At 71.5% G+C, this 22,003-nt stretch carries 21 protein-coding genes, 1 tRNA gene and 1 pseudogene; 12 read left to right on the plus strand and 11 right to left on the minus strand.

Annotated elements, in window-relative coordinates:
* The first annotated feature begins 157 nt into the window (after positions 1–157).
* On the plus strand, positions 158–1,282 hold the full coding sequence (locus GEV28_RS31745) for a DUF1015 family protein (protein ID WP_291416205.1): 1,125 nt from the start codon (positions 158–160) through the stop codon (positions 1,280–1,282).
* On the opposite strand, the gene GEV28_RS31750 is transcribed toward GEV28_RS31745, so the two are convergent.
* The gene (locus tag GEV28_RS31750; protein WP_291416207.1) at positions 1,247–2,440 is read right to left on the minus strand and encodes a cation:proton antiporter; all 1,194 of its coding nucleotides are present in this window, start codon (positions 2,438–2,440) and stop codon (positions 1,247–1,249) included. The genes GEV28_RS31745 and GEV28_RS31750 overlap by 36 nt on opposite strands.
* A 6-nt stretch (positions 2,441–2,446) precedes the next feature.
* The gene (locus tag GEV28_RS31755; RefSeq protein ID WP_291416209.1) at positions 2,447–2,929 is read right to left on the minus strand and encodes a cation:proton antiporter regulatory subunit; all 483 of its coding nucleotides are present in this window, start codon (positions 2,927–2,929) and stop codon (positions 2,447–2,449) included.
* 103 nt (positions 2,930–3,032) lie between these two features.
* On the opposite strand from GEV28_RS31755, the pseudogene GEV28_RS31760 reads away from it, so the two are divergent.
* Positions 3,033–4,390: pseudogene (locus GEV28_RS31760) on the plus strand (TrpB-like pyridoxal phosphate-dependent enzyme).
* A 107-nt stretch (positions 4,391–4,497) separates the two neighbouring features.
* Here the strand turns inward: GEV28_RS31760 and GEV28_RS31765 are convergent.
* The 8 genes from GEV28_RS31765 to GEV28_RS31800 form a co-directional block, all read right to left on the minus strand.
* Positions 4,498–5,598: an acyl-CoA dehydrogenase family protein gene (locus GEV28_RS31765; protein ID WP_291416211.1), complete on the minus strand. Its 1,101-nt coding sequence runs from the start codon at positions 5,596–5,598 to the stop codon at positions 4,498–4,500.
* The gene (locus GEV28_RS31770; RefSeq protein WP_291416213.1) at positions 5,595–5,999 is read right to left on the minus strand and encodes a RidA family protein; all 405 of its coding nucleotides are present in this window, start codon (positions 5,997–5,999) and stop codon (positions 5,595–5,597) included. Before GEV28_RS31770 ends, GEV28_RS31765 begins: the two co-directional genes overlap by 4 nt.
* Positions 5,996–6,823, minus strand: coding sequence for an enoyl-CoA hydratase family protein (locus GEV28_RS31775; RefSeq protein WP_291416215.1), 828 nt, complete (start codon positions 6,821–6,823; stop codon positions 5,996–5,998). Before GEV28_RS31775 ends, GEV28_RS31770 begins: the two co-directional genes overlap by 4 nt.
* A complete protein-coding gene (locus tag GEV28_RS31780; RefSeq protein ID WP_291416217.1) occupies positions 6,820–7,509 on the minus strand; it encodes an SDR family NAD(P)-dependent oxidoreductase in 690 nt (229 codons plus the stop codon). Before GEV28_RS31780 ends, GEV28_RS31775 begins: the two co-directional genes overlap by 4 nt.
* A gap of 321 nt (positions 7,510–7,830) precedes the next feature.
* Positions 7,831–9,366 (minus strand): benzoate-CoA ligase family protein, encoded by a 1,536-nt coding sequence (locus GEV28_RS31785; RefSeq protein ID WP_291416219.1) that lies wholly within the window; start codon positions 9,364–9,366, stop codon positions 7,831–7,833.
* Positions 9,366–10,106: a creatininase family protein gene (locus tag GEV28_RS31790; RefSeq protein WP_291416221.1), complete on the minus strand. Its 741-nt coding sequence runs from the start codon at positions 10,104–10,106 to the stop codon at positions 9,366–9,368. Before GEV28_RS31790 ends, GEV28_RS31785 begins: the two co-directional genes overlap by 1 nt.
* 280 nt (positions 10,107–10,386) lie before the next feature.
* Positions 10,387–12,435 (minus strand): FAD-dependent monooxygenase, encoded by a 2,049-nt coding sequence (locus GEV28_RS31795; protein ID WP_291416222.1) that lies wholly within the window; start codon positions 12,433–12,435, stop codon positions 10,387–10,389.
* Entirely contained in the window at positions 12,435–13,262 is an 828-nt protein-coding gene (locus GEV28_RS31800; protein ID WP_291416224.1) for an LLM class flavin-dependent oxidoreductase, read from the minus strand. Before GEV28_RS31800 ends, GEV28_RS31795 begins: the two co-directional genes overlap by 1 nt.
* A 78-nt stretch (positions 13,263–13,340) precedes the next feature.
* Here GEV28_RS31800 and GEV28_RS31805 point away from each other — a divergent pair, with 78 nt between their 5' ends.
* The 3 genes from GEV28_RS31805 to GEV28_RS31815 are packed head-to-tail and all read left to right on the plus strand — an operon-like array spanning position 13,341 to position 16,128.
* Positions 13,341–14,156 (plus strand): PaaX family transcriptional regulator C-terminal domain-containing protein, encoded by an 816-nt coding sequence (locus tag GEV28_RS31805; RefSeq protein WP_291416227.1) that lies wholly within the window; start codon positions 13,341–13,343, stop codon positions 14,154–14,156.
* Entirely contained in the window at positions 14,153–14,947 is a 795-nt protein-coding gene (locus GEV28_RS31810; protein ID WP_291416228.1) for a tryptophan 2,3-dioxygenase family protein, read from the plus strand. Before GEV28_RS31805 ends, GEV28_RS31810 begins: the two co-directional genes overlap by 4 nt.
* Complete coding sequence (locus tag GEV28_RS31815; protein WP_291416230.1) at positions 14,944–16,128, plus strand: kynureninase; 1,185 nt, start codon at positions 14,944–14,946, stop codon at positions 16,126–16,128. Before GEV28_RS31810 ends, GEV28_RS31815 begins: the two co-directional genes overlap by 4 nt.
* 81 nt (positions 16,129–16,209) lie before the next feature.
* Here the strand turns inward: GEV28_RS31815 and GEV28_RS31820 are convergent, their stop codons facing one another.
* Positions 16,210–16,764: a snapalysin family zinc-dependent metalloprotease gene (locus GEV28_RS31820; protein ID WP_291416232.1), complete on the minus strand. Its 555-nt coding sequence runs from the start codon at positions 16,762–16,764 to the stop codon at positions 16,210–16,212.
* Between the two features lie 174 nt (positions 16,765–16,938).
* Here GEV28_RS31820 and cmk point away from each other — a divergent pair, with 174 nt between their 5' ends.
* The 7 genes from cmk (at position 16,939) to GEV28_RS31850 (ending at position 21,869) form a co-directional block, all read left to right on the plus strand.
* On the plus strand, positions 16,939–17,667 hold the full coding sequence (gene cmk / locus GEV28_RS31825) for a (d)CMP kinase (RefSeq protein WP_291416234.1): 729 nt from the start codon (positions 16,939–16,941) through the stop codon (positions 17,665–17,667).
* 6 nt (positions 17,668–17,673) lie between these two features.
* Positions 17,674–18,312: a 1-acyl-sn-glycerol-3-phosphate acyltransferase gene (locus GEV28_RS31830; RefSeq protein WP_291416237.1), complete on the plus strand. Its 639-nt coding sequence runs from the start codon at positions 17,674–17,676 to the stop codon at positions 18,310–18,312.
* 12 nt (positions 18,313–18,324) lie between these two features.
* Complete coding sequence (gene der / locus GEV28_RS31835) at positions 18,325–19,737, plus strand: ribosome biogenesis GTPase Der (protein ID WP_291416239.1); 1,413 nt, start codon at positions 18,325–18,327, stop codon at positions 19,735–19,737.
* A gap of 50 nt (positions 19,738–19,787) precedes the next feature.
* Positions 19,788–19,864 (plus strand) — tRNA-Pro (locus GEV28_RS31840).
* Positions 19,864–20,685: a hypothetical protein gene (locus GEV28_RS42675; RefSeq protein ID WP_367115236.1), complete on the plus strand. Its 822-nt coding sequence runs from the start codon at positions 19,864–19,866 to the stop codon at positions 20,683–20,685. The genes GEV28_RS31840 and GEV28_RS42675 overlap by 1 nt, the downstream gene beginning before the upstream one ends.
* A 189-nt stretch (positions 20,686–20,874) precedes the next feature.
* The gene (locus GEV28_RS31845; RefSeq protein WP_291416241.1) at positions 20,875–21,546 is read left to right on the plus strand and encodes a hypothetical protein; all 672 of its coding nucleotides are present in this window, start codon (positions 20,875–20,877) and stop codon (positions 21,544–21,546) included.
* A gap of 20 nt (positions 21,547–21,566) precedes the next feature.
* Positions 21,567–21,869 carry a hypothetical protein gene (locus tag GEV28_RS31850; RefSeq protein ID WP_291416244.1) on the plus strand — a complete coding sequence of 101 codons (303 nt, stop codon included), beginning with the start codon at positions 21,567–21,569 and terminating at the stop codon, positions 21,867–21,869.
* Positions 21,870–22,003 lie beyond the last annotated feature (134 nt).

A 22,003-nucleotide genomic window follows, 5' to 3' on the forward strand; every position in this document is an offset into this window, starting at 1 on the left:
TGGCACCCGGGCTCCTTCTTTGACCACGTCCTTGGCGTAAGCACCTGAGAACGTAGCGAGAAGGAGCCCTCCTTCATGATCAGGGCCGGAAACTCACAGGTCACAGACCAGCACGCCTCACTCCAGACGAACTACACCCATCGACCACGGCTGGGTCGTGCACCACGAGGTGCCCGGCCCGGACGTGGACGAGTTCGCCGAACCCGACCGGATCATCGCCGCGCTGCGCCGGCGCGGCGCCGGCACGCTGCTCGCCGTCCAGCACCCGCACCGCACGCCGGCCGCGCGGGCCGAGGGGCTCGGCCTGCTCGACGCGCTGCCCGCCGCCCGCACCACGCTGTCGGTGTTGCTGCGCAAGGACTACCGGGCGGTGACCGATGTCGTCGCACCGTACGAGGTGGACGGTCCGGACGGGACGGCGTGCGGGCTTTTGTGCATGGTCGACCCGGCCGCCGTCGACGGCGAGGGGATCGGCCAGGTCCGGCACAGCGAGGAGGTCTACCCGGACGTCGTCGCCGAGCGGGCGCAGGTGCTGGCCGGCCTCGGCTACGCGACCAGCGCCGCCCTGCTCGTGCCGGTGGGGGAGCGGGACACGCTCACCGCGGCGGTCCGCCGGACGATCGACGGCGCCCGTCCTGATGTGTCCACTGTGGACTCAAACGGGCGCAGGCACCGGCTGTGGCTCCTCGGCCCCGGCCCGGACCGCGCCGGCCTGCTGGCCGACGCGGCCGCCCACCCGCTGATGGTGGCCGACGGCAACCACCGGGTCGCCGCCGCGGCCGCGGCCGGGCTCAGCGGCTTGCTCGCGCTCGTCACGTCCGGCCCGCGGCTGCGGATCGGCGCGTTCCACCGGGTGCTCCTGGGTACCGGCCTCGATCCGGCCGCCCTGCGGAGCGCGTGGCGAGCGAGGGGCCTCACGGTCCACGCGGTGGACCATGCCGCGCCGCCGCGGCATCCCGGCACGGTCGTGGCCCGCTGCCCGAACGGGACCTTGGTCGTCGAGCTTCCGCCGAACCACGGCATCGACCACGCCGTCGTGGAGGAGCTGCTGATCCGCGACGCGCTCGGCATCGACCCGGAGGGCGCCCACGTCCGCCCGCTCGCCGACGGTCGCCCGGCACCCGCCGACGCGGACGCCGTGCTGCAGCTGGCCCCGGTCCCGCTGGCGGACGTCCTGGCCGTGCACGCGGCCGGCCAGCGGATGCCCCGCAAGAGCACCTACTTCACACCGAAGCCCCGCAGCGGGCTACTGCTCGCGAAGCTGGACGGCCCGCGTTTGTAACCGGGCCTGGGCCAGCCGCATCAGCGGTTCGACACCCCTGGCCGCCAGCGGCCCGAAGACCGCCATCACCAGCACGTACGCGGTCGCGAGCGCGGCGAGCCGCTCGTCGACGGCGTTCATGGACACCGCGAGGCCGGCGATGACGATCGAGAACTCGCCCCTGGCCACCAGCGCGGCCCCCGCGCGGGCCTGGCCCATCTTCCCGATGCCCTGGCGTTTGGCCGCCCACCAGCCGGTGGCGATCTTGGTGACGGTGGTGACCACCGCCAGCACCAGCGCCGCGACGAGCACCGGTGGGATCGTGCTCGGCACCGTGTTGAGCCCGAACACCACGAAGAACATCGCCGCGAACAGGTCGCGCAGCGGTTCGAGCATGCGGGTGGCGTTCTCCGCGGTCGAGCCGGAGATGGCGATGCCAAGCAGGAACGCGCCGACCGCGGCCGAGACCTGCAGCTGCTGCGCGACCCCCGCGACCAGCAGCGCCGCGCCGAGCACCCGCAGCAGGAACACCTCGGGGCTCTTGCTGTCCACGATGGCCGAGACGTAGCGGCCGAACTTGAGCGCCAGGATCAGCACGAGGGTGACCACGACGAGCGAGATGCCGATGGCCGACAGCCCGCCGAGCAGGGTCGCGCCGGCCAGCACCGCGGTGAGGATCGGCAGGTAGAGGGCCATCGCGAGGTCCTCGAACACGAGGATGGACAGCACCACCGGGGTCTCCCGGTTACCCAGCCGGCCCAGGTCGCCGAGCACCTTGGCGATGATCCCGGACGAGGAGATGTAGGTGACGCCGGCCATCGCGAGCGCGCCGACCGGACCCCAGCCGAGGATCAGCGCCACGATGGCCCCCGGGGTGGCGTTGAGCACCAGGTCGAGCAGCCCGCCGACCCACGACCGGCGCAGGCCGGTGACCAGCTCGGCGGCCGAGTACTCCAGGCCGAGCAGCAGGAGCAGCAGGACGACGCCGATCTCGCCGGCGAGCGAGGCGAACTCCCCGATGCCCTCGAGTGGGATGAGCCCGCCGCTGCCGAACGCCAGGCCACCGAGGAGGTAGAACGGGATCGGCGAGATGCCGATCTTCCATGCCACTCGCCCGAGAATGCCAAGTCCGAAGAAGATCGCGCCGAGCTCGATCAGCGCGACCGCCGAGTTGTGCACCGGCCCCTACCCGCGCTCGAGGACGTCCGCCGCCTTGGCGAGCCCCTCGCTGGTACCGACGGTGATGAGCGCGTCACCACCGCCGAGCATGAAGTCCGGGCGTGGCGACGGGTGCACGGTGCCCACACGCACGACCGCCACGACGGAGACCGCGGTGCGGGTGCGCAGCTGGGTGTCACCGAGCGTGCGGCCGTCGAAGGGCGAGCCGTGCACGAGCGGTAGCTGCTTGGTGTGCACGCCGGAAAGGCCCTCGTTCTCCTTGCGGAGATCGGCGACCAGCTGGGGCGCGCCCAGCAGGCCCGCGAGCGCGCTGGCCTCCTCGACCGACAGCGGGATGGACGCGGTACAGGTGTCCGGATCGTCCACTCTGGAGACGATGAGCTCGGTGTGACCATCCCGATACGTGATCACTCCGATACGGCGGCCCGCGCGGGCTACAAAATCCTGGCGCGTTCCGATCCCCGGAAGCGGGGTCACCTCGACGTTCACCACGTCAGGATAACGACGGGGGCGAAGACTTTCTTCCCGAGGCGGGCGGTCCTAACGTTGTGTCGCCCTCGCAGCCGATCAAGCCGCCGATCAAGGAGCCCCGATGGCCGGTCGCACCAAGTTCCTCCTCGACGAGTCCGACATGCCCACCCAGTGGTACAACGTGGTGGCCGACCTCCCGGAGCCGCCGCCCCCGCCGCTGCACCCCGGCACGGGGGAGCCGGTCGGGCCCGACGACCTCGCGCCGCTGTTCCCGCAGGCGTTGATCGCGCAGGAGGTCAGCGCCGAGCGGTACATCCCGATCCCGGACGAGGTGCAGGAGGTCTACCGGCTGTGGCGGCCCTCGCCGCTGTACCGGGCGCACCGGCTGGAGAAGGCACTCGGCACGCCGGCACGGATCTACTACAAGTACGAGGGCGTGAGCCCGGTCGGCTCGCACAAGCCGAACACCGCGGTGCCGCAGGCGTACTACAACGCCGCCGAGGGTGTCGGCAAGCTCACCACCGAGACCGGCGCGGGCCAGTGGGGGAGCGCGCTGGCGTTCGCGTGCGCGCAGTTCGGCCTCGAGTGCGAGATCTGGCAGGTCCGGGCCTCCTACGACCAGAAGCCGTACCGCAAGATCATGATGGAGACGTTCGGCGCGACGCTGCACCCGAGCCCGTCGGACCTGACGAGCTCCGGCCGCGCGATCCTCGCGGCCCACCCGGACTCGACCGGTTCGCTCGGCATCGCGATCAGCGAGGCGGTCGAGATGGCCGCGGGGGATCCCGACGCCCGGTACGCGCTGGGCAGCGTGCTCAACCACGTGCTGCTGCACCAGACGATCATTGGCGAGGAGGCGCTGCGCCAGTTCGAGCTGGCCGGCGACACCCCCGACGTCATCGTCGGCTGCACCGGTGGCGGGTCGAACTTCGGCGGCCTGGCGTTCCCGTTCCTGCGCGAGAAGCTGGCCGGCCGCATCGACCCGCACATCAGGGCCGTCGAGCCGGCCGCGTGCCCGTCGCTCACCCGCGGGAAGTACACCTACGACTTCGGCGACACGGCCGGGCTGACGCCGCTGCTGAAGATGCACACGTTGGGCCACGAGTTCATCCCGGACCCGATCCACGCCGGCGGCCTGCGCTACCACGGGATGTCGCCGCTGCTGTCGCACATCGTCGAGCTGGGCCTGGTGGACGCGGTGGCGATCGGGCAGAACGAGTGCTTCGCGGCGGGTGTCCGGTTCGCGCGGGCGGAGGGCATCATCCCGGCCCCGGAGCCGACCCACGCGCTGGCCGAGTGCGTGCGGGAGGCGCTGCGCTGCAAGGAGACCGGCGAGGAGAAGGTCATCCTGACCGCGCTGTGCGGGCACGCTCACCTGGACCTGCCCGCGTACGCGAGCTACTCGCGGGCGACATGGTGGACCGCGAGCTGACCGACGCCGAGCTGACCGAAGCCATGTCCACCATCCCCACCCCCTGACGACCCCGCGAGTCCAACCCCCAGGACCCGCGAGTCCAACCCCCAGGACCCGCGTGTCCCCCGCTGGGAGCCGGGGACTCGCCGGGCGTGAGTGGGGACTCGCGGGTTCAGCGGTAGAGGTGGCGGGCGATGATCTCGCGTTGGATCTCGCTCGCCCCTTCGTAGATGCGCGGCGCGCGGACCTCGCGGTACAGGTGCTCCAGGAGGTGGCCCTGTTCGAGGGCGCGGGCGCCGTGCACCTGGATCGCCACGTCGACGGCCGCCTGCGCGGTCTCGGTGGCGAACAGCTTCGCCATCGCCGAGAGGTGGCCGGTCCGCCCGGTACCCGCGTCGTACGCGGCCGCGGCGTCGTGGACCAGCAGGCGGGCGGCGTGCAGCCGGGTCGCGACGTCGGCGAGCTGGTGGGACACCGCCTGGAACTCGCGCAGCGGCCGGCCGAACGCCTGCCGGTCGGCCGTGTACGCCACCGCCGCGTCCAGCGCCGCCTGCCCCATCCCCAACGCGAACGCGCCGACGCTCGGCCGGAACATGTCCAGCGTCCGCATCGCCACCTTCCACCCGGCATCGACGTCGCCGAGCACCGCCGTCGCCGGCACGAACACGTCCTCGAAGCGCAGCCTGCCGATCGGGTGCGGCGACACCAGCGTCTGCCGGGTGCCGGTCAGGCCATCGACGTCGCCGGGCACCGCGAACGCGGTGATGCCGCGCGAGCCGTTGTCACTCGTGCGGGCGAACACCGAGTACACCGCGGCGTCCGGCGCGTTCGAGATGAACGCCTTCTCGCCGGACAGCCGGAACCCACCCTGGACAGGAACCGCCGACAGGGCGAGCGACGCGGCGTCCGATCCGGCACCGGGCTCGGTGAGCGCGAAGCCGACCGCCACCTCGCCGGCCGCGATCCGCGGGATCCACTCCCGCACCACCGCGGGCTGCCCGGCCAGCAGGATCGGGTACGCGCCCAGCCCCTGCAGCGCGAACGCGGTCTCCGCCTCGGTGCAGTGCCGCGCCAGTCCCTCGCGGATCAGGCACAGCGCCATCGCGGAGGTCGGCGCGTACCTCGCGCCCGCCCGGCGGAAGATCTCGCCGAGCAGCCCCTCCGCCGCGAGCGCGCCCAGCAACGGCAGGTTCACCCGCCCGGGTTCGCCCGCCTCGGCGACCGGCGGCAGCTTCCTGGCGACCTCCTCGGTGCGCGCCATCAGGTCGGTCATGCCGGGATCACCGCCGTGCCGACCAGCTCGATCTTCGCCGCTTCGTCGAACAGCGCCGCCACGCCGAGCAGCGCGACCGCGGGGTAGTGCCGGCCGAAGTGCTTGCGCCACAACGGTCCCAGCTCCCGCAGCGACGCGCGGTACTCGGCCACGTCGGTCGTGTAGATGATCAGCGAAACCAGCTGGTCGGGTGCCGAGCCGGCGCCGGCCAGGGCGGTCGCGACGTTCCCGGCGGCCACGTCGAACTGCTCCAGCAAGGTCGAGCCCACGATCGCGCCGTCCGGGTCTTGCGCGGTCTGCCCACCCAGGTACACCGTGCGGCCCGGCGCGGCCACCACGGCGTGCGCGAACCCGACCGGCTTGGCCAGCCCCGACGTGTTGACGATCTCGTGCGAGGTCATCGGCCGCTCCACTGTGGACGGCGCCCGGCGGACCAGGCGGCGTAGAACTCGGCGTGGTCGTCGCTCTTCATCAGCAGCGCCTGGGTCATCGCCTCCAGCTCGATGGCGCTGCCGAGGTCCATGTCCAGCTCGCGGGTGAGCAGCACCTTCGTCGTCGAGTAGGCGAGAGCGGGCCCGTCCGCGAGCCGCCGCGCCAGCTCTCCGGTCGCGGCAGCCAGCTCCTCGTCGGGCATCACCCGCGTGGCGAGGCCGATCCGGTCCGCGTGTGCGGCGTCGATCTTGTCGCCCAGGATCAGCAGCTCCGTGGCCCGACCCAAGCCGACCAGCCGGGGGAGCAGGTACGCCGAGCCCATGTCCGCGCCCGCCAGCCCGACCTTCGTGAAGAGGAAGGCGAACGACGCGGACGAGGCCAGCAGCCGGAAGTCGCTCGCCAGCGCGATCACCGACCCGGCACCCGCGGCGATCCCGTTGACCGACGCGATCACCGGCAGCGGGCACTCGCGCAGCCCCTTCACCACCGCGCCGGTCATCCGGGTGAACTCCAGCAGCTGCGCGGGCGCCATCTTCCGCAGCTCGCCGATGATCTCCTCGACGTCGCCGCCCGAGCAGAACCCGCGCCCCCGACCGGCCAGCACGACAACCCGCACGTCGCCGCGGTGCGGCAGCTCGGCGAGGATGTCGCGGAGGTCGGCGTAGACGTCGAAGGTGAGCGCGTTCAGCTTGTCCGGCCGGGAGAACGTCACCGTGGCGACCCCGCCGGCGACCGTGAGGTCGAAGTGCTCCCACTTGTCGGTGAAACCGGGGGATGCCCTGAAGGGGCTCATGCCTGTATTCCTCCTCCGTCCAGGACGATCGTCTGACCGTTGATCGCGCCGGCCTCCGGCGCGGCCAGGAACGCCACCGCGAACGCGACCTCCTCGGGCTCGAGCAGCCGGCCCAGCGGTGCCAACCGGGCGAGCGAGGCCTCACTGTCCTCTTCGGACCGCCCGGTCCGCTCGGCGATCCGCACGACCGTGCGCGCGGTCATGTCGGTACGCACGAACGTGGGGCAGACGGCGTTCGCGGTGACGCCGGTGCCGGCGACCTCGGCGGCGACCGTGCGCATCAGCCCGACCGCCGCGTGCTTGGACGCGGTGTAGCCGGCGGTGTAGGGCTGGCCGACGAGCGCCGCGGTGGAGGCGACGGTGACGATCCGGCCGCGGTCCCGTGCGCGCATGCCGGGCAGCACCGCGCGGGTGCACAGGAACGCGCCGGTCGCGTTCACCTCGAGCTGCGTCCGCCAGTCGTCCACAGTGGTCTTGTGCACCGGCGCGCTCGCGGCGATGCCGGCGTTGTTCACCAGCACGTCCACCTCGAGTGGGTCGAGCACGTCGGCCACCGCGTCCTCCCGGGTGACGTCCAGGTCCACGTGGTTGAGCGCCACCACCTGGTCGCCGGCGTCGGTGAACCGCCGGGCGATCGCCGCGCCGATCCCCTTGGCGCCGCCCGTGATCACGACCAGGCGGCTCATGACGGCACCTCAGCCGATACGTGGCGCCGCTGCGCTCGATGGTTCGCTCCGCAAGCTCCGCTCACGGCTCCGCAAGCTCCGCTCACGGCTCCGCAGGCTCCGCTCCACCGGCGCCCTCCGCGGCCGAGGTGCCGTCCTGAATATCGATGATTCGCTCCGCAAGCTCCGCTCATGACGCCCCCTCAGCCGCTACGTGGCGCCGCTGCGCTCGATGGTTCGCTCCGCAAGCTCCGCTCACGGCTCCGCAGGCTCCGCTCCACCGGCGCCCTCCGCGGCCGAGGTGCCGTCCTGAATATCGATGATTCGCTCCGCAAGCTCCGCTCATGACAGGGCTCGCAACGCGCGCCGGTCGAGCTTGCCGTTGCTGGTCCGCGGCAGCTCCTCGACGAACACGACCTCGTGCGGACGCTTGTGCCCGGACAGCCGCTCCCCGACGTAGGTGCGCAACGCCTCGGGCGAGCCGTCGGCGCCCTCCCGCAGCACCACGTACGCGCGGGTCCGCACCAGGCCGTCGGACTCGTGGCCGACCACGCCGCATTCGAGGACGTCCGGGTGGCCGATGAGGCAGTGCTCGATCTCGCTGGGCGCCACCCAGATCCCGCCGACCTTCAGCAGGTCGTCGGCGCGCCCGTGGTAGGTGAAGAACCCGTCCGCGTCCCGGCTGAACAAGTCACCCGTGTGGACGGTGTCGCCGCGGTAGGTGACCGCCGACTTCGCCGCGTCCTGGTAATACTCCTTGGCGACGGTCCCACCGGTGACCTCCAGCGTGCCGACCTCGCCGTCGGCCACGTCGTTGCCGTCGCCGTCGACCACGCGGGCGGTGTAGCCGGGGACGGCCTGCCCGCAGCTGCCCTGGCGGGCCGCGCCGGGCCGGTTGGAGATGTAGATGTGGTAGGCCTCCGACGAGCCGATGCCGTCCACGACCTCGACGCCGAACGCCGCGTCCCACTTGCGATGCAGCTCCGCCGGCAGCGCCTCGCCGGCCGACGTGCAGAGCCGCAGGCAGCTCAGGTCCTGTGTGGACGCTTCCGGATGGGCAACCATCGCGCTCATCATCGTCGGCACGTTGACCAGGATCGTCGGCCGGTGCCGGGCGATCAGCTCGAAGATCCGTTCGGCGGTCGTGCGTTCCGGGAACGCGATGCCGGCGCCGCCGGCGCCGAACGGGTACAGCGCGGCGAGGTCGCGGGCGTAGCCGAAGAAGAGCTTGGGCACCGGCAGAACGACGTCCTCGGCGCCGATGTCGAGCACGCCGCGCGCGTAGCAGTGGTGGCTCAGCACCGGGCTCGCGGCGGTGTGCACACAGGCCTTGGGCGCGCCGGTGCTGCCGGTCGTGAACTTCCAGATCGCGACGTCGTCCTTTGTGGTCGGTGCGGTGTCCAGGGTGTCCGGCGCCTGCGCGGCGAGGGTCGCGAGGTCGTGCTCGTTCGCGCGCAGCTCGACGGCGCCGACGACCAGCAGCCGGCGCCGGCCGGTCGCGGCCTCGCGCATCCGGTCCAGCGTCACCGGGTCGACCACGACGACCTCGGCGCCGGTGTAGTCGAGGAAGTACCGGTAGTCCTTGGCCGGCAGGAACGTGTACACCTCGGCGGTGACCGCGCCGATCTTCTGCGCGGCGTACCAGGTGGCGACGAACTCGACCCCGTCCGACAGCGCGAGCAGCACCCGGTCGCCGCGCCGGACGCCCAGCTCGAGCAGCACGTTGCCGATGCGGTTCACCCGCGCGGCGAGCTGCGCGTACGTGGTGGGCCCGGCCGCGGTGAGCAGAGCGGTCCGCGCGCCGTGGCCGTCGGCGACGTTGCGGTCGACGAAGTAGTCGGCGACGTTGAGCCGCTCGGGCAGGTCCTCGTAGCGCATCAGCTCCGCCCCACTTCCCGGATCAGCTCGACGAGCATGTCGGTCAGGGTGTCGAATGTGGACGCTCCCTCGGCGGCCGTCGCGCCGGCCGGGGTGCCGCAGTAGGCGCGGTCCATGCCCATCTCGACGAAGTCGTGCCGCCCGGCCGACATCGCGGCCGGCATGTCCACCCGCACCGGCGGCAGCTCGCGCATCGTCGCGGTGTCCACGAGGTCGGGCCGGTCGGCGAGCACCAGGGAGGTCTCGTACTGCCCGGCGTGGCAGGAGCCCGACCGGAACTCGTCGGTGAGCCGCGCGACGTTGGTCCGCCGCAGGAGGTCGAGGTAGGCGACCCCGGCCTCCTCGGTCGCGGCGCGCAGGGCCGTGACATGGGCGGGCTCGAAGTGGTTGTTCACGATGACGATCCGACCGAGCCCCTGCGCGGCGAGCGACCGGCAGACCTCCACGACCAGCGCGCGCAGCGTGTCCGGGCCGATCGAGACGGCGCCGGGGAACGAGGCGCCGAAGTTGGTGACGCCGTAGTCGAACGCGGGCAGCACGAGCGCGCGCACATCGGGATCGTCGGCCAGCCGCTCGGCGGCGCGCGAGCACATGCCGGCGGAGATGAGGTGGTCGGTGGCGAGTGGCGCGTGCGGCCCGTGCGGCTCGACCGCGCCGACCGGCAGCAGCAGCACCGGCGTGCGCGGACCCGCGATGAGCTCCGCGACCTGCGGCGAGGACAGCTCGGCGAAGGCGGTCACGTGATCGCCCCCGTGCCTCCGGCCCCCGGAATCCAACGTCGCGAGTCCAACGTTCGCGACCCGCGAGTCCAACGCTCGCGACCCGCGAGTCCAACCGTCCCGACCCCCGAGCCGAGGCCCACACGCCGACCGACACCGACTCGCCAGTCCCGAACGTTGGACTCGCCAGTCCCGAACGTTGGACTCGCGGGTTCTGAACGTTGGACTCGCGGGTTCTGTGCGTTGGACTCGCGCGGGGATCGGGCGACCTTTGCCGGGGCCACCGGGGTCGCGGGCGCGGTCACAGCGCGGCCTCCAGCGGGGTCGGCCGCGGCTCGAACAGGCACAGGTCCGCCCGGCCCGCCGCGACGATCGTGTTCACCTCGTCCGGGGTGGTCAGGTACCCGCCGACCAGGGTCGGCACGCCGGCCTCGTTGCGGATCCGGTCGGACAGCGTCGTCAGATACCCGCGCCGGTACTCCGGCCGCGAGCCCGCCGTGGTGTGCCCTGCGCGCACGTGCACCATGTCCACCCCGTGCGCCGCCAGCGCGCGGGCGTGCTCGATGCCGTCCTCGATCCTCAGCCCGCCGCGCGCCCAGTCGGTCACGGTCAGCCGCGCCACGAACAACGCGGGCCACTCCGCGCGCACCGCGTCCACAACGGACAGAGGGAACCGCGGCCGGTCGACGCCGCACTCGTCGGGGCGCCGGTTCGTCAGCGGCGACAGGAAGCTCGCCAGCAGGTACCCGTCGGCGAGGTCCAGCTCCAGCGCGTCGAACCCGGCGGCCGCCGCACGCCGCGCCGCCACCACGAACTCCTCGCGCACCCGCGCCATGTCCTGCGCCGACATCTCCCGCGGCACGCGACCGTACGGCGCGTACCGCAACGGTGACGCCGACAGCAGCGGCCACCCGTCCCGTAGCGATACGTCCACACCGGACTCCCGGACCGCCCCGCGCCGCCCGGCGTGCCCGAGCCGCACGCCAACCAGCGCACCCGCGTCGTGCACCTTGTCCACGACCGGCGCCCACGACTCGTCGAGCACCGGGCACGACCGCGTGGTCCGCCCGTCGGGACCGACCGCCACGAACCCCGTCAGCACGAGCCCTGCGCCCGCCCGCGCCGCGTCCGCCAGGTCGCTTCCCGAGCGCACCACCCGGTTCCGCAGGGTCAGCCCGCCCACCCGCAGCGGCGCGAACATCGGGGGAGGCGCCACCGCGCCCGGCGCGGACGCGGCGCCCGCGAACCAGGCGTCCAGCACCCGGATCAGCTGCGGGTCGCGCTGGGTCAGGTTCGCGTGGCTGATCCGCCCGCTGCGGGTCAGCAGGTTGAACGCGAACTGGATCGGCTCGAGCCCGGTGTAGTGCCCGACCCGGCCGAAGTACGCCGCGCTGTCCCCGGCGGCCTGCTGGAACCGCTCCACCACCGGCTGGCGCTCCAGCTCGTAGTCCACCAGCGCCTGCTCGACGCTCGCCGGGTGCCGGACGAAGCTGTTGGCCAGCGCGATCGCGTCCTCCATCGCGAGCTTGGTGCCCGACCCGATAGAGAAGTGCGCGGTGTGCGCGGCGTCGCCGACCAGGACGATGTTGCTGTCGTGCCAGTGCGTGTTGCGCACCAGCGGGAAGTCCAGCCAGAGCGACCGGTTCGACATCAGCCGGTGGTCACCCAGCTCCTCGGCGAACAGCGCGGAGCAGAACGCGATGCTCTCCTGCTCCGACATCGTGTCCAGCCCTGCCCGCCGCCAGGTCTGCGCCGTGGTCTCCACGATGAACGTGCTGGTGTGCTCGTCGAACGGGTAGGCGTGCACCTGGAACAGCCCGTGCTCGGTCCCGCGGAAGATGAACGTGAACGCGTCGAGCACGAGGTCCGTGCCGAACCACACGTACTTGCAGCCCTGCGGCTCCGAGGTCGTCCCGAACGACCCGGACCGCCGCAGCGTGCTGTTCGCCCCGTCCGCCGCGACGACCAGGTCGGCCGGTTCCACAGTGGACACCTCGGTACCGAACCGCAGGTCGACGCCCAGCGAGCGCGCCCGCCGCTGCAGGATGTCCAGCAGGTGCGTCCGCTTGATCGCGGAGAACGTGTGGCCCGACGAGCGCAGCGTCTGGCCCCGGTACCGGATGTCGATCGACGTCCATCGCGCGAACGAGTCCGTGATCTCCAGGTACGTGGCGTAGTCCGCGTCCCGCAGCGCCCCCAGCGTCTCCTCGGAGAACACCACGCCCCAGCCGAACGTCGCGTCCGGCGCGTTGCGTTCCAGGACGGTGAGCTCGTGCGCCGGGTCCGCCTTCTTCATCAGGATCGCCAGGTACAACCCCGACGGCCCGGCGCCCACCACGGTGATCCGCACTACGACAGCACCTCGGCCAGCCGGTCCAGGTCGTCGAGGTCGGCGACCGTGGGATAGAGGATCAGCTCGTCGCAACCCTCCGCCTCGTAGCCGCGCACGAAGTCCTTCACCGCGCGCGCCGAGGTGAGGTTGCCCGCCGCGATCTTCTCCGCGAACGGCCCGGTGAACGCGTAGTAGTCGCGCAGGTAGGCACACCCCCGGTCGGGGTCGCCGAACGCGACATAGCCCTGGCCCCACAGCTTCGGCTCACCGGTCCGCTCCAGGTCCCGCCACGCGGCCCGGGCTCTGGTCGCCGCCGAGCCGAACGCGCGCGGCGGGCCACCGCCGTGCGCGTAGCCGTCGGCGTAGCGGGCCATCCGGGCGAACGCCGCTCCGCTCGACCCGCCGACCAGCAGCTCGATCGCGGGGCGGGGCGGCCCGATCCCGGAGCCGTCGAGCTGGCCGCGCAGGTAGGCGAGCTGCTCGGACAGCGCCGCGCCTCGGGTGCGCCGGTCGACGCCCGCCGCCTCGTAGTCGTCGCGCCGGGCGCCGACGCCCAGCCCGAGGGTGAACCGTCCATTCGAGATCGCGTCGACGGACACCGCCTGCTTGGCGAGCATCGCCGGGCCGCGCAGCGGTCCGATCGCGATGTTGGTCGCCAGCCGGACGCGGGTGGTGACCGCGGCCGCGGCGGACAGCGCGGCGAAGGGTTCGATGCTGTCGTAGACCAGTCGGTCGAGCACCGCGACGGACGCGAACGGACCCGCGTCGGCCCGGCGCGCCCATTCCACGAGCAAGGCCCCTGAGGTGCCCGGAATCGTGTTGGGGAGCCCGATGCCGATCTTCACCCGCACCTCCACTGTCCACTGCCGGACGTGCGACACATTACGGTTGACCCCGCTGAGGCGTCAACTATGCTACGCCGCATGTCCGACCTGCTGCGCGGCTTCGAGCCGGCCCCGCAGGACCTGGTGCTGAGCCTGCTCGGCGCCCACCACGTCCCGCGTGAGCGCGGCGAGGTGTGGTCGGGCGGGCTCGTGCGGCTGCTCGAGGAGTTCGGCTTCTCCGCCGGCGCCGCCAGGGTGGCGCTGAACCGCCTGGTCGGCCGCGGGCTCCTGGATCGGAGCAAGGACGGGCGGCACGTGCACTACGCACTCACGCCGCGCACGGTCGCGGTGCTCGCCGAGGGCGACCGCCGGATCTTCACGCTCGGCGGGTCGCCACGCACCGAGACCACCTGGACGGTGCTGTGGCACTCGATCCCGGAGGACCGCAGGCTCGCCCGCACCCGGCTGGTGCGCAGGCTGCGCTTCCTCGGCTTCGGTTCCGTGCAGGACGGGACCTGGCTCGCACCGCACGACCGCGAGGCCGACGTCGCGGCGCTGCTCGCCGAGCTCGACGTCACGGCCCACGCGGGCGTACTGCTCGGCCGGCCCGCGCCGGCGATCGACTTCGCCACGTTCGTCGCCCGCGTGTGGGACCTGGACGACCTCGCCGCGCGGTACCGCGCGTTCGTCGAGCACTTCCGCGGCCACGAGGCGGCCGACGACCGGCAGGCGCTGCTGCTGCGCACCCGCCTCGTCCACACCTTCCGGGAGTTCCCGTTCCTGGACCCCGAGCTACCCGAGGACCTGGTGCCCGCACCGAAGCACAGGGCCGAGGCCCTGCGGCTGTTCCACGACATGTACCCGACCCTGGCCCCGGCGGCCCAGCGCTACTTCGACGAGGTGACCATGCCATGACCGACAAGCCGTCCCCGGCGCTGACCTACACGTCCTATCTCGCACTGGACGAGGTCCTCGCCGCGCAGCGCCCTCGTTCCGACGAGCACGACGAGATGCTGTTCATCGTCATCCACCAGGTCTACGAGCTGTGGTTCAAACAGCTCCTGCACGAGCTCGACCACTTGCAGCGCAAGCTCGAGAAGGTGGACACCGCGCATTGCGTGCGGACGCTGCGCCGGGCGCTGACCATCCTCAAGGTCGTCGTCGCGCAGATCGACGTGCTGGAGACCATGACCCCGCGCCAGTTCACGAGCTTCCGCGAGCGGCTGGACGCGGCGAGCGGGTTCCAGTCCGGACAGTTCCGCGAGCTCGAGGCGGTGCTCGGCCGGCGCGACGCGCGGATGCTCAAGCCCTACGCCGGTGGCAGCACCGCGCACGAGCGGATCACCGCGGCGATGTCGCGGCCGTCGGTGTTCGACTCGTTCCTGGCCTACCTGGCCGGCAGCGGCTACGACGTCCCCGCCACCCAACTGAACCGGGACGTGCGCGAGCAGTGGGAGGGCGCCGAGGACGTCCAGCGGGTGCTGGTGCAGGTATACCGCGACGACGCCGGACCGTCCACTGTGGCCGATCTGCTCGTCGACCTGGACGAGGGCATGCAGGAGTGGCGGTACCGGCACGTGAAGATGGTGGAGCGGACCATCGGCGGGAAGGCCGGCACCGGCGGCTCGGCGGGCGCGGCGTACCTGCGCTCCACGCTGTTCCACTCGATGTTCCCCGATCTGTGGGCGGTGCGGAGCGACCTGTGACCACACTGGACTCGGTGCGCCGGTCGCCGAACGCGCTGGCGAGCCACTACGGGCGCTTCGACGTGGCCAACCGGCTGCTGCTCACCGGGCACTCGCACCAGGCGTGGCCGGATGTCGCGCTGCACGGCCAGATCGAGGCGTTCACCGACGCGTCGACGGCCGTCGACGGGAAATGGGACCTGGCGTTCGCGAAGGCCGAGTCCTTGCGTGCCGGGTTCCGCGCGCTGCTTGACGATCCCGGTGGCGACATCGCGCTCGGCGCGTCCACCCACGACCTCGTGATCCGCTTCTTGTCCACTGTGGACCTTCCGGGCCGGCCCCGGCTCGTCACGTCGGACGGCGAGTTCCACACGCTGCGCCGCCAGCTCGCCCGGCTCGCCGAGGAGGGCGTCGAGGTCGTCCGGGTGGCCGCGGCGCCGGTCTCCTCGCTGGCCGAGCGCATGGCCGCCGCGATCGACGACCGGACCGCCGCGGTGCTGGTGTCGTCCGTGCTGTTCGAGACGTCGCGGATCGTGCCGGACCTGGGCGCGCTGGCCGCCGCGTGCGAGAACGGGGGAGTGGAGCTGCTGGTCGACGCCTACCACGCGCTGGGCGTGGTGCCGTTCTCCGTGCGGTCGCAGGGCCTCGGGTCGGCCTGGGTCACCGGCGGCGGTTACAAGTACCTCCAGCTCGGCGAGGGCAACTGCTTCCTGCGGCTGCCACCGCACGCCACCTCGCTGCGGCCGGTCGTCACCGGCTGGTTCGCCGAGTTCGACGAGCTGGCCGCCACGGCGTCCGGTCTGGTCGGCTATGCCCCCGGTGGTGCGCGGTTCGCCGGCTCCACCTACGACCCGACGAGCAACTACCGGGCCGTGCGGGTGCTCGAGTTCTTCGCGGCTCAGGGGTTGACGCCCGAGTTCCTGCGGGAGGTGTCCCAGCACCAGACCGGGCTGCTCGGCTCGCTCTTCGACGCGCTCGACGCGCCGCCTTCGGTCATCTCCCTCGACCGGTCCGCGCCGCGGTCGGCGTACGGCGGGTTCGTCGCGTTCACCTCGCCGCGGGCGGGGGAGCTGCGGCGCGAGCTCGCCGAGCGAGGCGTGCTCACCGACAGCCGGGGCGACCATCTGCGGTTCGGTCCCGCCCCGTACCTGTCCGACGACCAGCTCGAGAAGGCGATCACCACCCTCGGCGAGCTCGTCTGACCGGTCCACCCCACACCAAGAACTATGTCGACCGGTCCAGTCGTTCGCCATGGGCAATGACTGGACCGGTCGACATAGTTGTCAGTCGAGCCAGCCGATGACGACGGTCTGCCGCTCGATCGGCTTCTCGGCGTCGGCGTAGTTCTCCTCGACCCAGGCGATCTCCTGCGCATCCGGGTTGGGGTTCGTGCACGCCACACCCGCCGAGCTGCCGGACATCAGGCTGGAGCACGGGCCGGGCTTCATGTCGGGCAGCCCCAGGTTGTGGCCGAGCTCGTGCGCGGCGATGCGGACCACGTCGTAGCCCTCGTCGACCGCCTGCCGGCCGTACCAGACGGTGCCGCTCCCGCCGGGAAACACCGGGCCGAGGGTGGCCTGCGGCCAGCCGTCGTTGGCGATGATCGTGATGTCTGCGTCCGTGCCGGGCGACGCTTTCTCGATCTGGACGTTCTCGACCGCGCCGTTCCAGATCGCGACGCCTTGCGCGACCACGTCGACGAACTCCGCGGCCTGGCTGTCGTCGTAGGTGATGGTGACGGCAGCCGCATGGACGTCCGCCGACGCGCTGGGCGCCACGACGCCGCCGACCAGGGCCAGCGCCGTCGCGAACAGGCCGATGACTGTGCGTTTGAGCATCGTTACCTCCTGTCATTGACGTGTCGGATGCTAAGTGCGTCGGCCCTGTTCGCGGACCCGCTGATGGTCGGGACCTGCGCTGTCCCCGGTTGCCAGCTACGGGCTGATCGCTCGGCTTGGCGGGGCACCAGGCACAATGGAGAAGGGCAGGTCGGACCGGAGGAGGCAACCGCGGTGGTTGAGGGCGAGCTGCGTGGCGTGATCGCGCTGGACGGCCCGTCGGGAACCGGCAAGTCCACGGTGGCGCGCCGGCTGGCCACGATGCTCGGCACCGGCTACCTGGACACCGGCGCGATGTTCCGCTCGGTGACGCTGGCCGTGCTGCGGGCCGGCGTCGACCCGTCCGACGAGGCCGCGGTGGCGCGCGTCGCGGAGGGCGTCGACCTGCGGATCAGCACCGACCCGGTGCACCAGGAGATCCTGCTCGGCGACGAGAACGTGGGCGCGGAGATCCGCGGCCAGGCGGTCACGCTCGCCGTGTCGGCGGTGTCCGCGGTGCCGCGGGTGCGTGAGCTGCTCAAGCAGCACCAGTGGCGGCTCGTCGACGAGGTGTGCGCGTCCTGCGGCGGGATCGTCGTCGAGGGACGCGACATCGGCACGGCGATCGCGCCGGACGCGCCGCTGAAGGTCTTCCTCACCGCGTCGTCGGACGCCCGCGCGGCGCGGCGGACGCGCCAGGACGCGGCCGAAGGCCGGGAGTCCACATTGGACGCCACGAAGCAGGACGTGGAGCGGCGGGACAAGTTGGACTCCGGACGCGCGGCATCGCCGCTGCAGCCCGCGGACGACGCCGTGTGGCTGGACACCACGCACCTGGACGTGGCCGGTGTGATCGACCGAATCCTGGCCATCGTGGACGAGCGGGACCTGCGCGGAGTGGTTACCGGCCCTGGTAGGTGGTGAGGTCCGGTGTTGCCCGACGGTGCCCGGCCGGGCTTGCACGACCTCGCCCGGTGGATCGCGCGGTGGCTCTACCGGCCGGCGTATCGGATCCGGGTGCTGGGTGTCTCGAACGTGCCGATGTGCGGGCCTGTGGTGCTGGTCGCGAACCACAGCACGCTCATCGAGCCGTCGGTGATCTTCGGAATGCTGCCGCGCCGGTCGGTGTTCCTGGTGAAGAGCGAGCTCGGCCGTGGCGTGCTCGGCTGGGGTCTCACGCGCATCGGCCAGGTGATGGTGCGCCGCGGCGAGGCCGACCGGGCCGCGCTGACGGAGGCCGTGCACATCCTGAAAGGCGGCGGTGTGCTGGGCGTCTTCCCCGAGGGCACAAGGGGTTCCGGCAACGTGGCGCGGGCCGAGCAGGGCGCGGCATGGCTCGTCCGGGCGACGGACGCGGTCGTGCTGCCGGTGGCGACGCGCGGCACGCTGCGGCCTCCCGGGAGTGGGCGGCGGTTCCGGCCTAAGCTGAACGTCTTGGTCGGCGAGCCGTTCGCCCTGACCGTCCAACGCGGACGGTCAGGCCTGGTCGAGGCCACCGAGGAGATCCGGCGGCACTTGGCCGACCTGGTGCGTGAGTTGGATGAGCAGCGCTCTGCCGCTGTGCGATGAGAAATGACGGACATGACTGAGCTGGATGGCACCTGGGCCGAGGAGTCCGACTGGACTGCGATCGACGAGGAGTTCGGCCACCCCGATGAGGACGGGGGCCCGCCGCCGCAGCCTGTACTCGCCGTGGTCGGCCGCCCGAACGTCGGCAAGTCGACGCTGGTGAACCGCATCATCGGCCGGCGCGAGGCGGTGGTCCAGGACAAGCCCGGCGTCACCCGCGACCGGGTCGCCTACGACGCCCTGTGGAGCGGCCGCAGGTTCACCGTCGTCGACACGGGCGGTTGGGACCCGAAAGCCGAGGGCCTCCAGGCGTCGGTGACCGAGCAGGCCGAGCTGGCCATGATGACCGCCGACGCGGTCCTGCTGGTGGTCGACGCGACGGTGGGCGCCACGACCACCGACGAGGCGGCCGCCCGCGTCCTCCGTCGCTCGAAGAAGCCCGTGCTCCTGGCCGCCAACAAGGTCGATGACGACCGGCTTCTCGCCGACACGGCGTCCCTGTGGTCCTTGGGCTTGGGCGAGCCACATCCGGTGAGCGCCCTCCACGGCCGCAACTCGGGCGACCTGCTGGACGCGGTCCTGCACGCCCTGCCCGAGACCCCCCGAGAGACCTTCGGCGAGGCCCGAGGTCCCCGCCGGGTGGCCCTGGTGGGCAAGCCGAACGTGGGCAAGTCGTCGCTCCTGAACCGCCTGACCGGCGAAAACAGGGCGGTCGTGGACGCCGTGGCCGGCACCACGATCGACCCGGTCGACTCCCTGGTGGAGCTCGACGGCGAGGCCTGGCGCTTCGTGGACACGGCGGGCCTGCGCAAGCGCGTGAAGACGGCGTCCGGGATGGAGTACTACGCATCCCTGCGCACCCGGGCAGCCATCGAGTCCGCCGAGGTCGCGATCGTCCTGCTGGACGCGTCGGAGCCGATCAGCGAACAGGACCTCCGAGTCCTGACGATGGTGGTCGATGCCGGCCGCGCGTGCGTCCTGGCCTTCAACAAGTGGGACCTCGTGGACGAGGACCGCCGCCACCAGCTGACCCGGGAGCTGGACCGGGGCCTGGTCAGGCTGCCGTGGGCAGAACGCATCAACGTGTCGGCCCTGACCGGCCGCTCGGTCCGCAAGCTTGCCCCGGCCCTGCGCACCGCGCTGACGTCCTGGGACCAGCGCGTATCGACGGGCCAACTGAACTCCTGGCTGGCCGACTTGATCGCGGCCACCCCACCCCCGGTCCGCAGCGGCAAGCAGCCAAAGGTCCTGTTCGCGACCCAGGCCCAGACCCGCCCGCCGACGTTGGTGCTGTTCACGAGCGGCTTCCTGGAGGCCGGCTACCGCCGCTTCATCGAACGCCGATTCCGCGAACAGTTCGGCTTCGTGGGCACCCCGGTCCGCATCTCGGTCCGGGTGAGGGAGAAGCGCCCCCGCAAGAGCTGACCGAACGGTTGCGCTAAGCTGTGCCAGCACTCAGCAGGTAGGAGTGTGGCCGGGCTGTGGCGCAGTTTGGTAGCGCACTTGACTGGGGGTCAAGGGGTCGCAGGTTCGAATCCTGTCAGCCCGACCATGAAGGAAGCCGTTTACGCAGGTAGACGGCTTTTTTCATGCCCTCTGGAGGGGTCGTCGGGCAAGATCAAAGTAGCCCGATCCAGGATTTTCCCAGAACGGGTTCGCGTCTCCAGACGGTTGGGTTGTCCCGTCTGTCAGTCAGTAGCCCTGTTCGGCTGCGCCCAGCGGCCGATTGCGCCGAGGGGCGTTGTCGTCGAAGTCCGAACCCGCGTAGCCCGTCGCCGGACAAGAGGCCGCTCGTCTGGTTCGGCAGGTGGCGGACGGGGTGACGTCGTTCGTGTGCGCGGCGAGGCGGAACACGGCAGGTGCTTGGTCAAAACATGCCCCGACCTTCATCGGGTGACGGCTCGTCGCCCTCGGCCGCCACTGTCTCGCCCGACGAGCCCGTTCCACGACGAGGTCCCACCCGACCGCCGCCGCAACGCCCGGTGGGTGCAGCCGCGACTGGTCGGACAGGTCGTGTACCGCCAATTCACTACCGATCACCGCCTACGCCACACATCGTGGCGCGGTCTACGCCACGATGTACTGCCGAAACAAGTCAGGTGGCTGAGGAGTGATCTCCCTGGCAGGCGCTACGACAACTGCGGTCTCGGTCACGGACGTCGCGGTCGGTCCATTGTTGTGTCGACGCGGTGCGGAGCGGTGGCGACGGATCAGGTGCCGCCGCTGGCCGTTGACTGCGTTCTGTGTGGTGGCGCTGCTGGCAGCTCAGGTGAGACCGCTGGTCACAAGCGTGGGCGTGATGCACGACCCCTGGCCAAGCTCAGAAGGAAGCCGGAGGGGGAACCTCAGGGGGACTGTTGCCACGCGTTGTAGCCGTGGCCTCGTGCAGCGCGGGTTGGCTGGGTGCCTCGGACTGGACACCGGCTGTCAACGTGCCGTTCTAGGCGGGATCGCCCGTTCGGCGGCTTGTTGGGGTCGTTGCGCTGCGTCAGAGTTGGGTGGTTTCTTTCGGGTCGTGTGATGTCGGGGACATGCGCTGACCTTCCTGGGAGTTAGTTAACGATGCACCGCTGGCTGGTGCGTGGGCTGCGCCTGCGTGTTGTGGTTCCTCTGCGTCCAGTAGTTCGTCGCGTGGTTGCGTTCGTCGCGGTGTTGTTGCTGTTTGCCACGTTGGTGGTTGCCGCGGCGCCGTGGTCTCAGCCGGCGGTATCGGCGAACCCTGTGGTGGAGGCGCCGGACGAGGCGTCGGCGATGATCGCGGCTCGGCTTCAGGGCTCGAGGGTTGAGGTCATGGGGCTGCGTTCGGAGTCGTCGAGCACGTTCGCGAACCCGAATGGTACGTGGACGTTGGAGCGGTCGGCTGGTCCGGTGCGGGTGCGGCGTGGTGACGGATGGGTGCCGGTTGACACGACGTTGGTGCCGGTGTCGGACGGCTCGTTCGCCGTGAAGGCCGCGACCGCTGAGGTGGTGTTCTCGGGTGGTGGTCGAACGCCGCTCGTGCGGATGGCCGCCCAGGGCAAGGAGTTGACGTTGTTCTGGCCGGGTCCGTTGCCGGATCCGCGGGTGGAGGGCGATACGGCGACGTACTCGGAGGTGTTGCCGGGTGTGGACCTGCGGTTGCGGGCGACGGACCGGGGGTTCGGGCACGACATCGTAGTGAAGAGCCGTGAGGCGGCGGCGAGCCCGGCGCTGGCGCGGATCACGCTGGGTCTGGAGACGGCGGGCGTGCGCTGACGGTCGGGACGGCGGGCAACTTGTCGGCGACCGGCGATGCTGGTGCGGTGGTTTTTGAGTCGCCCGCGCCGATGATGTGGGACAGCCCAGAGGTGGATGGGGTGTCGCGGGTCGAGCGCCCGGTTGGTGTCGAGGTCGGTGCGGACTCGGTGTCGCTGTTGCCGGACATGACACTGTTGCGGGATCCAGCCGCGCGGTTCCCGGTTGTGATCGATCCCCAGTTCAGCTACCACACGCCGTCCGCGGGTGGTTCGTGGACGTTGGTGCGCCAGTCCCATCCCACGCAGTCGCACTGGAATCTGCTGCCGCGGGACCAGTGTTGAGCGTCTCTCCGGTTGAGCTTGGCAAGGGTCTTGTGCGTCATTCGCGGTGAGGGCGTTGGTGGCGCGTGGGGTTGGGGTGGCTGGTCGCGTCAGGGTGAGGATGGGCTGAATAGGCTCCGGGGGTTTGAAAGCCA

The sequence above is a fragment of the Actinophytocola sp. genome, assembly GCF_009379765.1.
GTDB lineage: Bacteria > Actinomycetota > Actinomycetes > Mycobacteriales > Pseudonocardiaceae > Actinophytocola.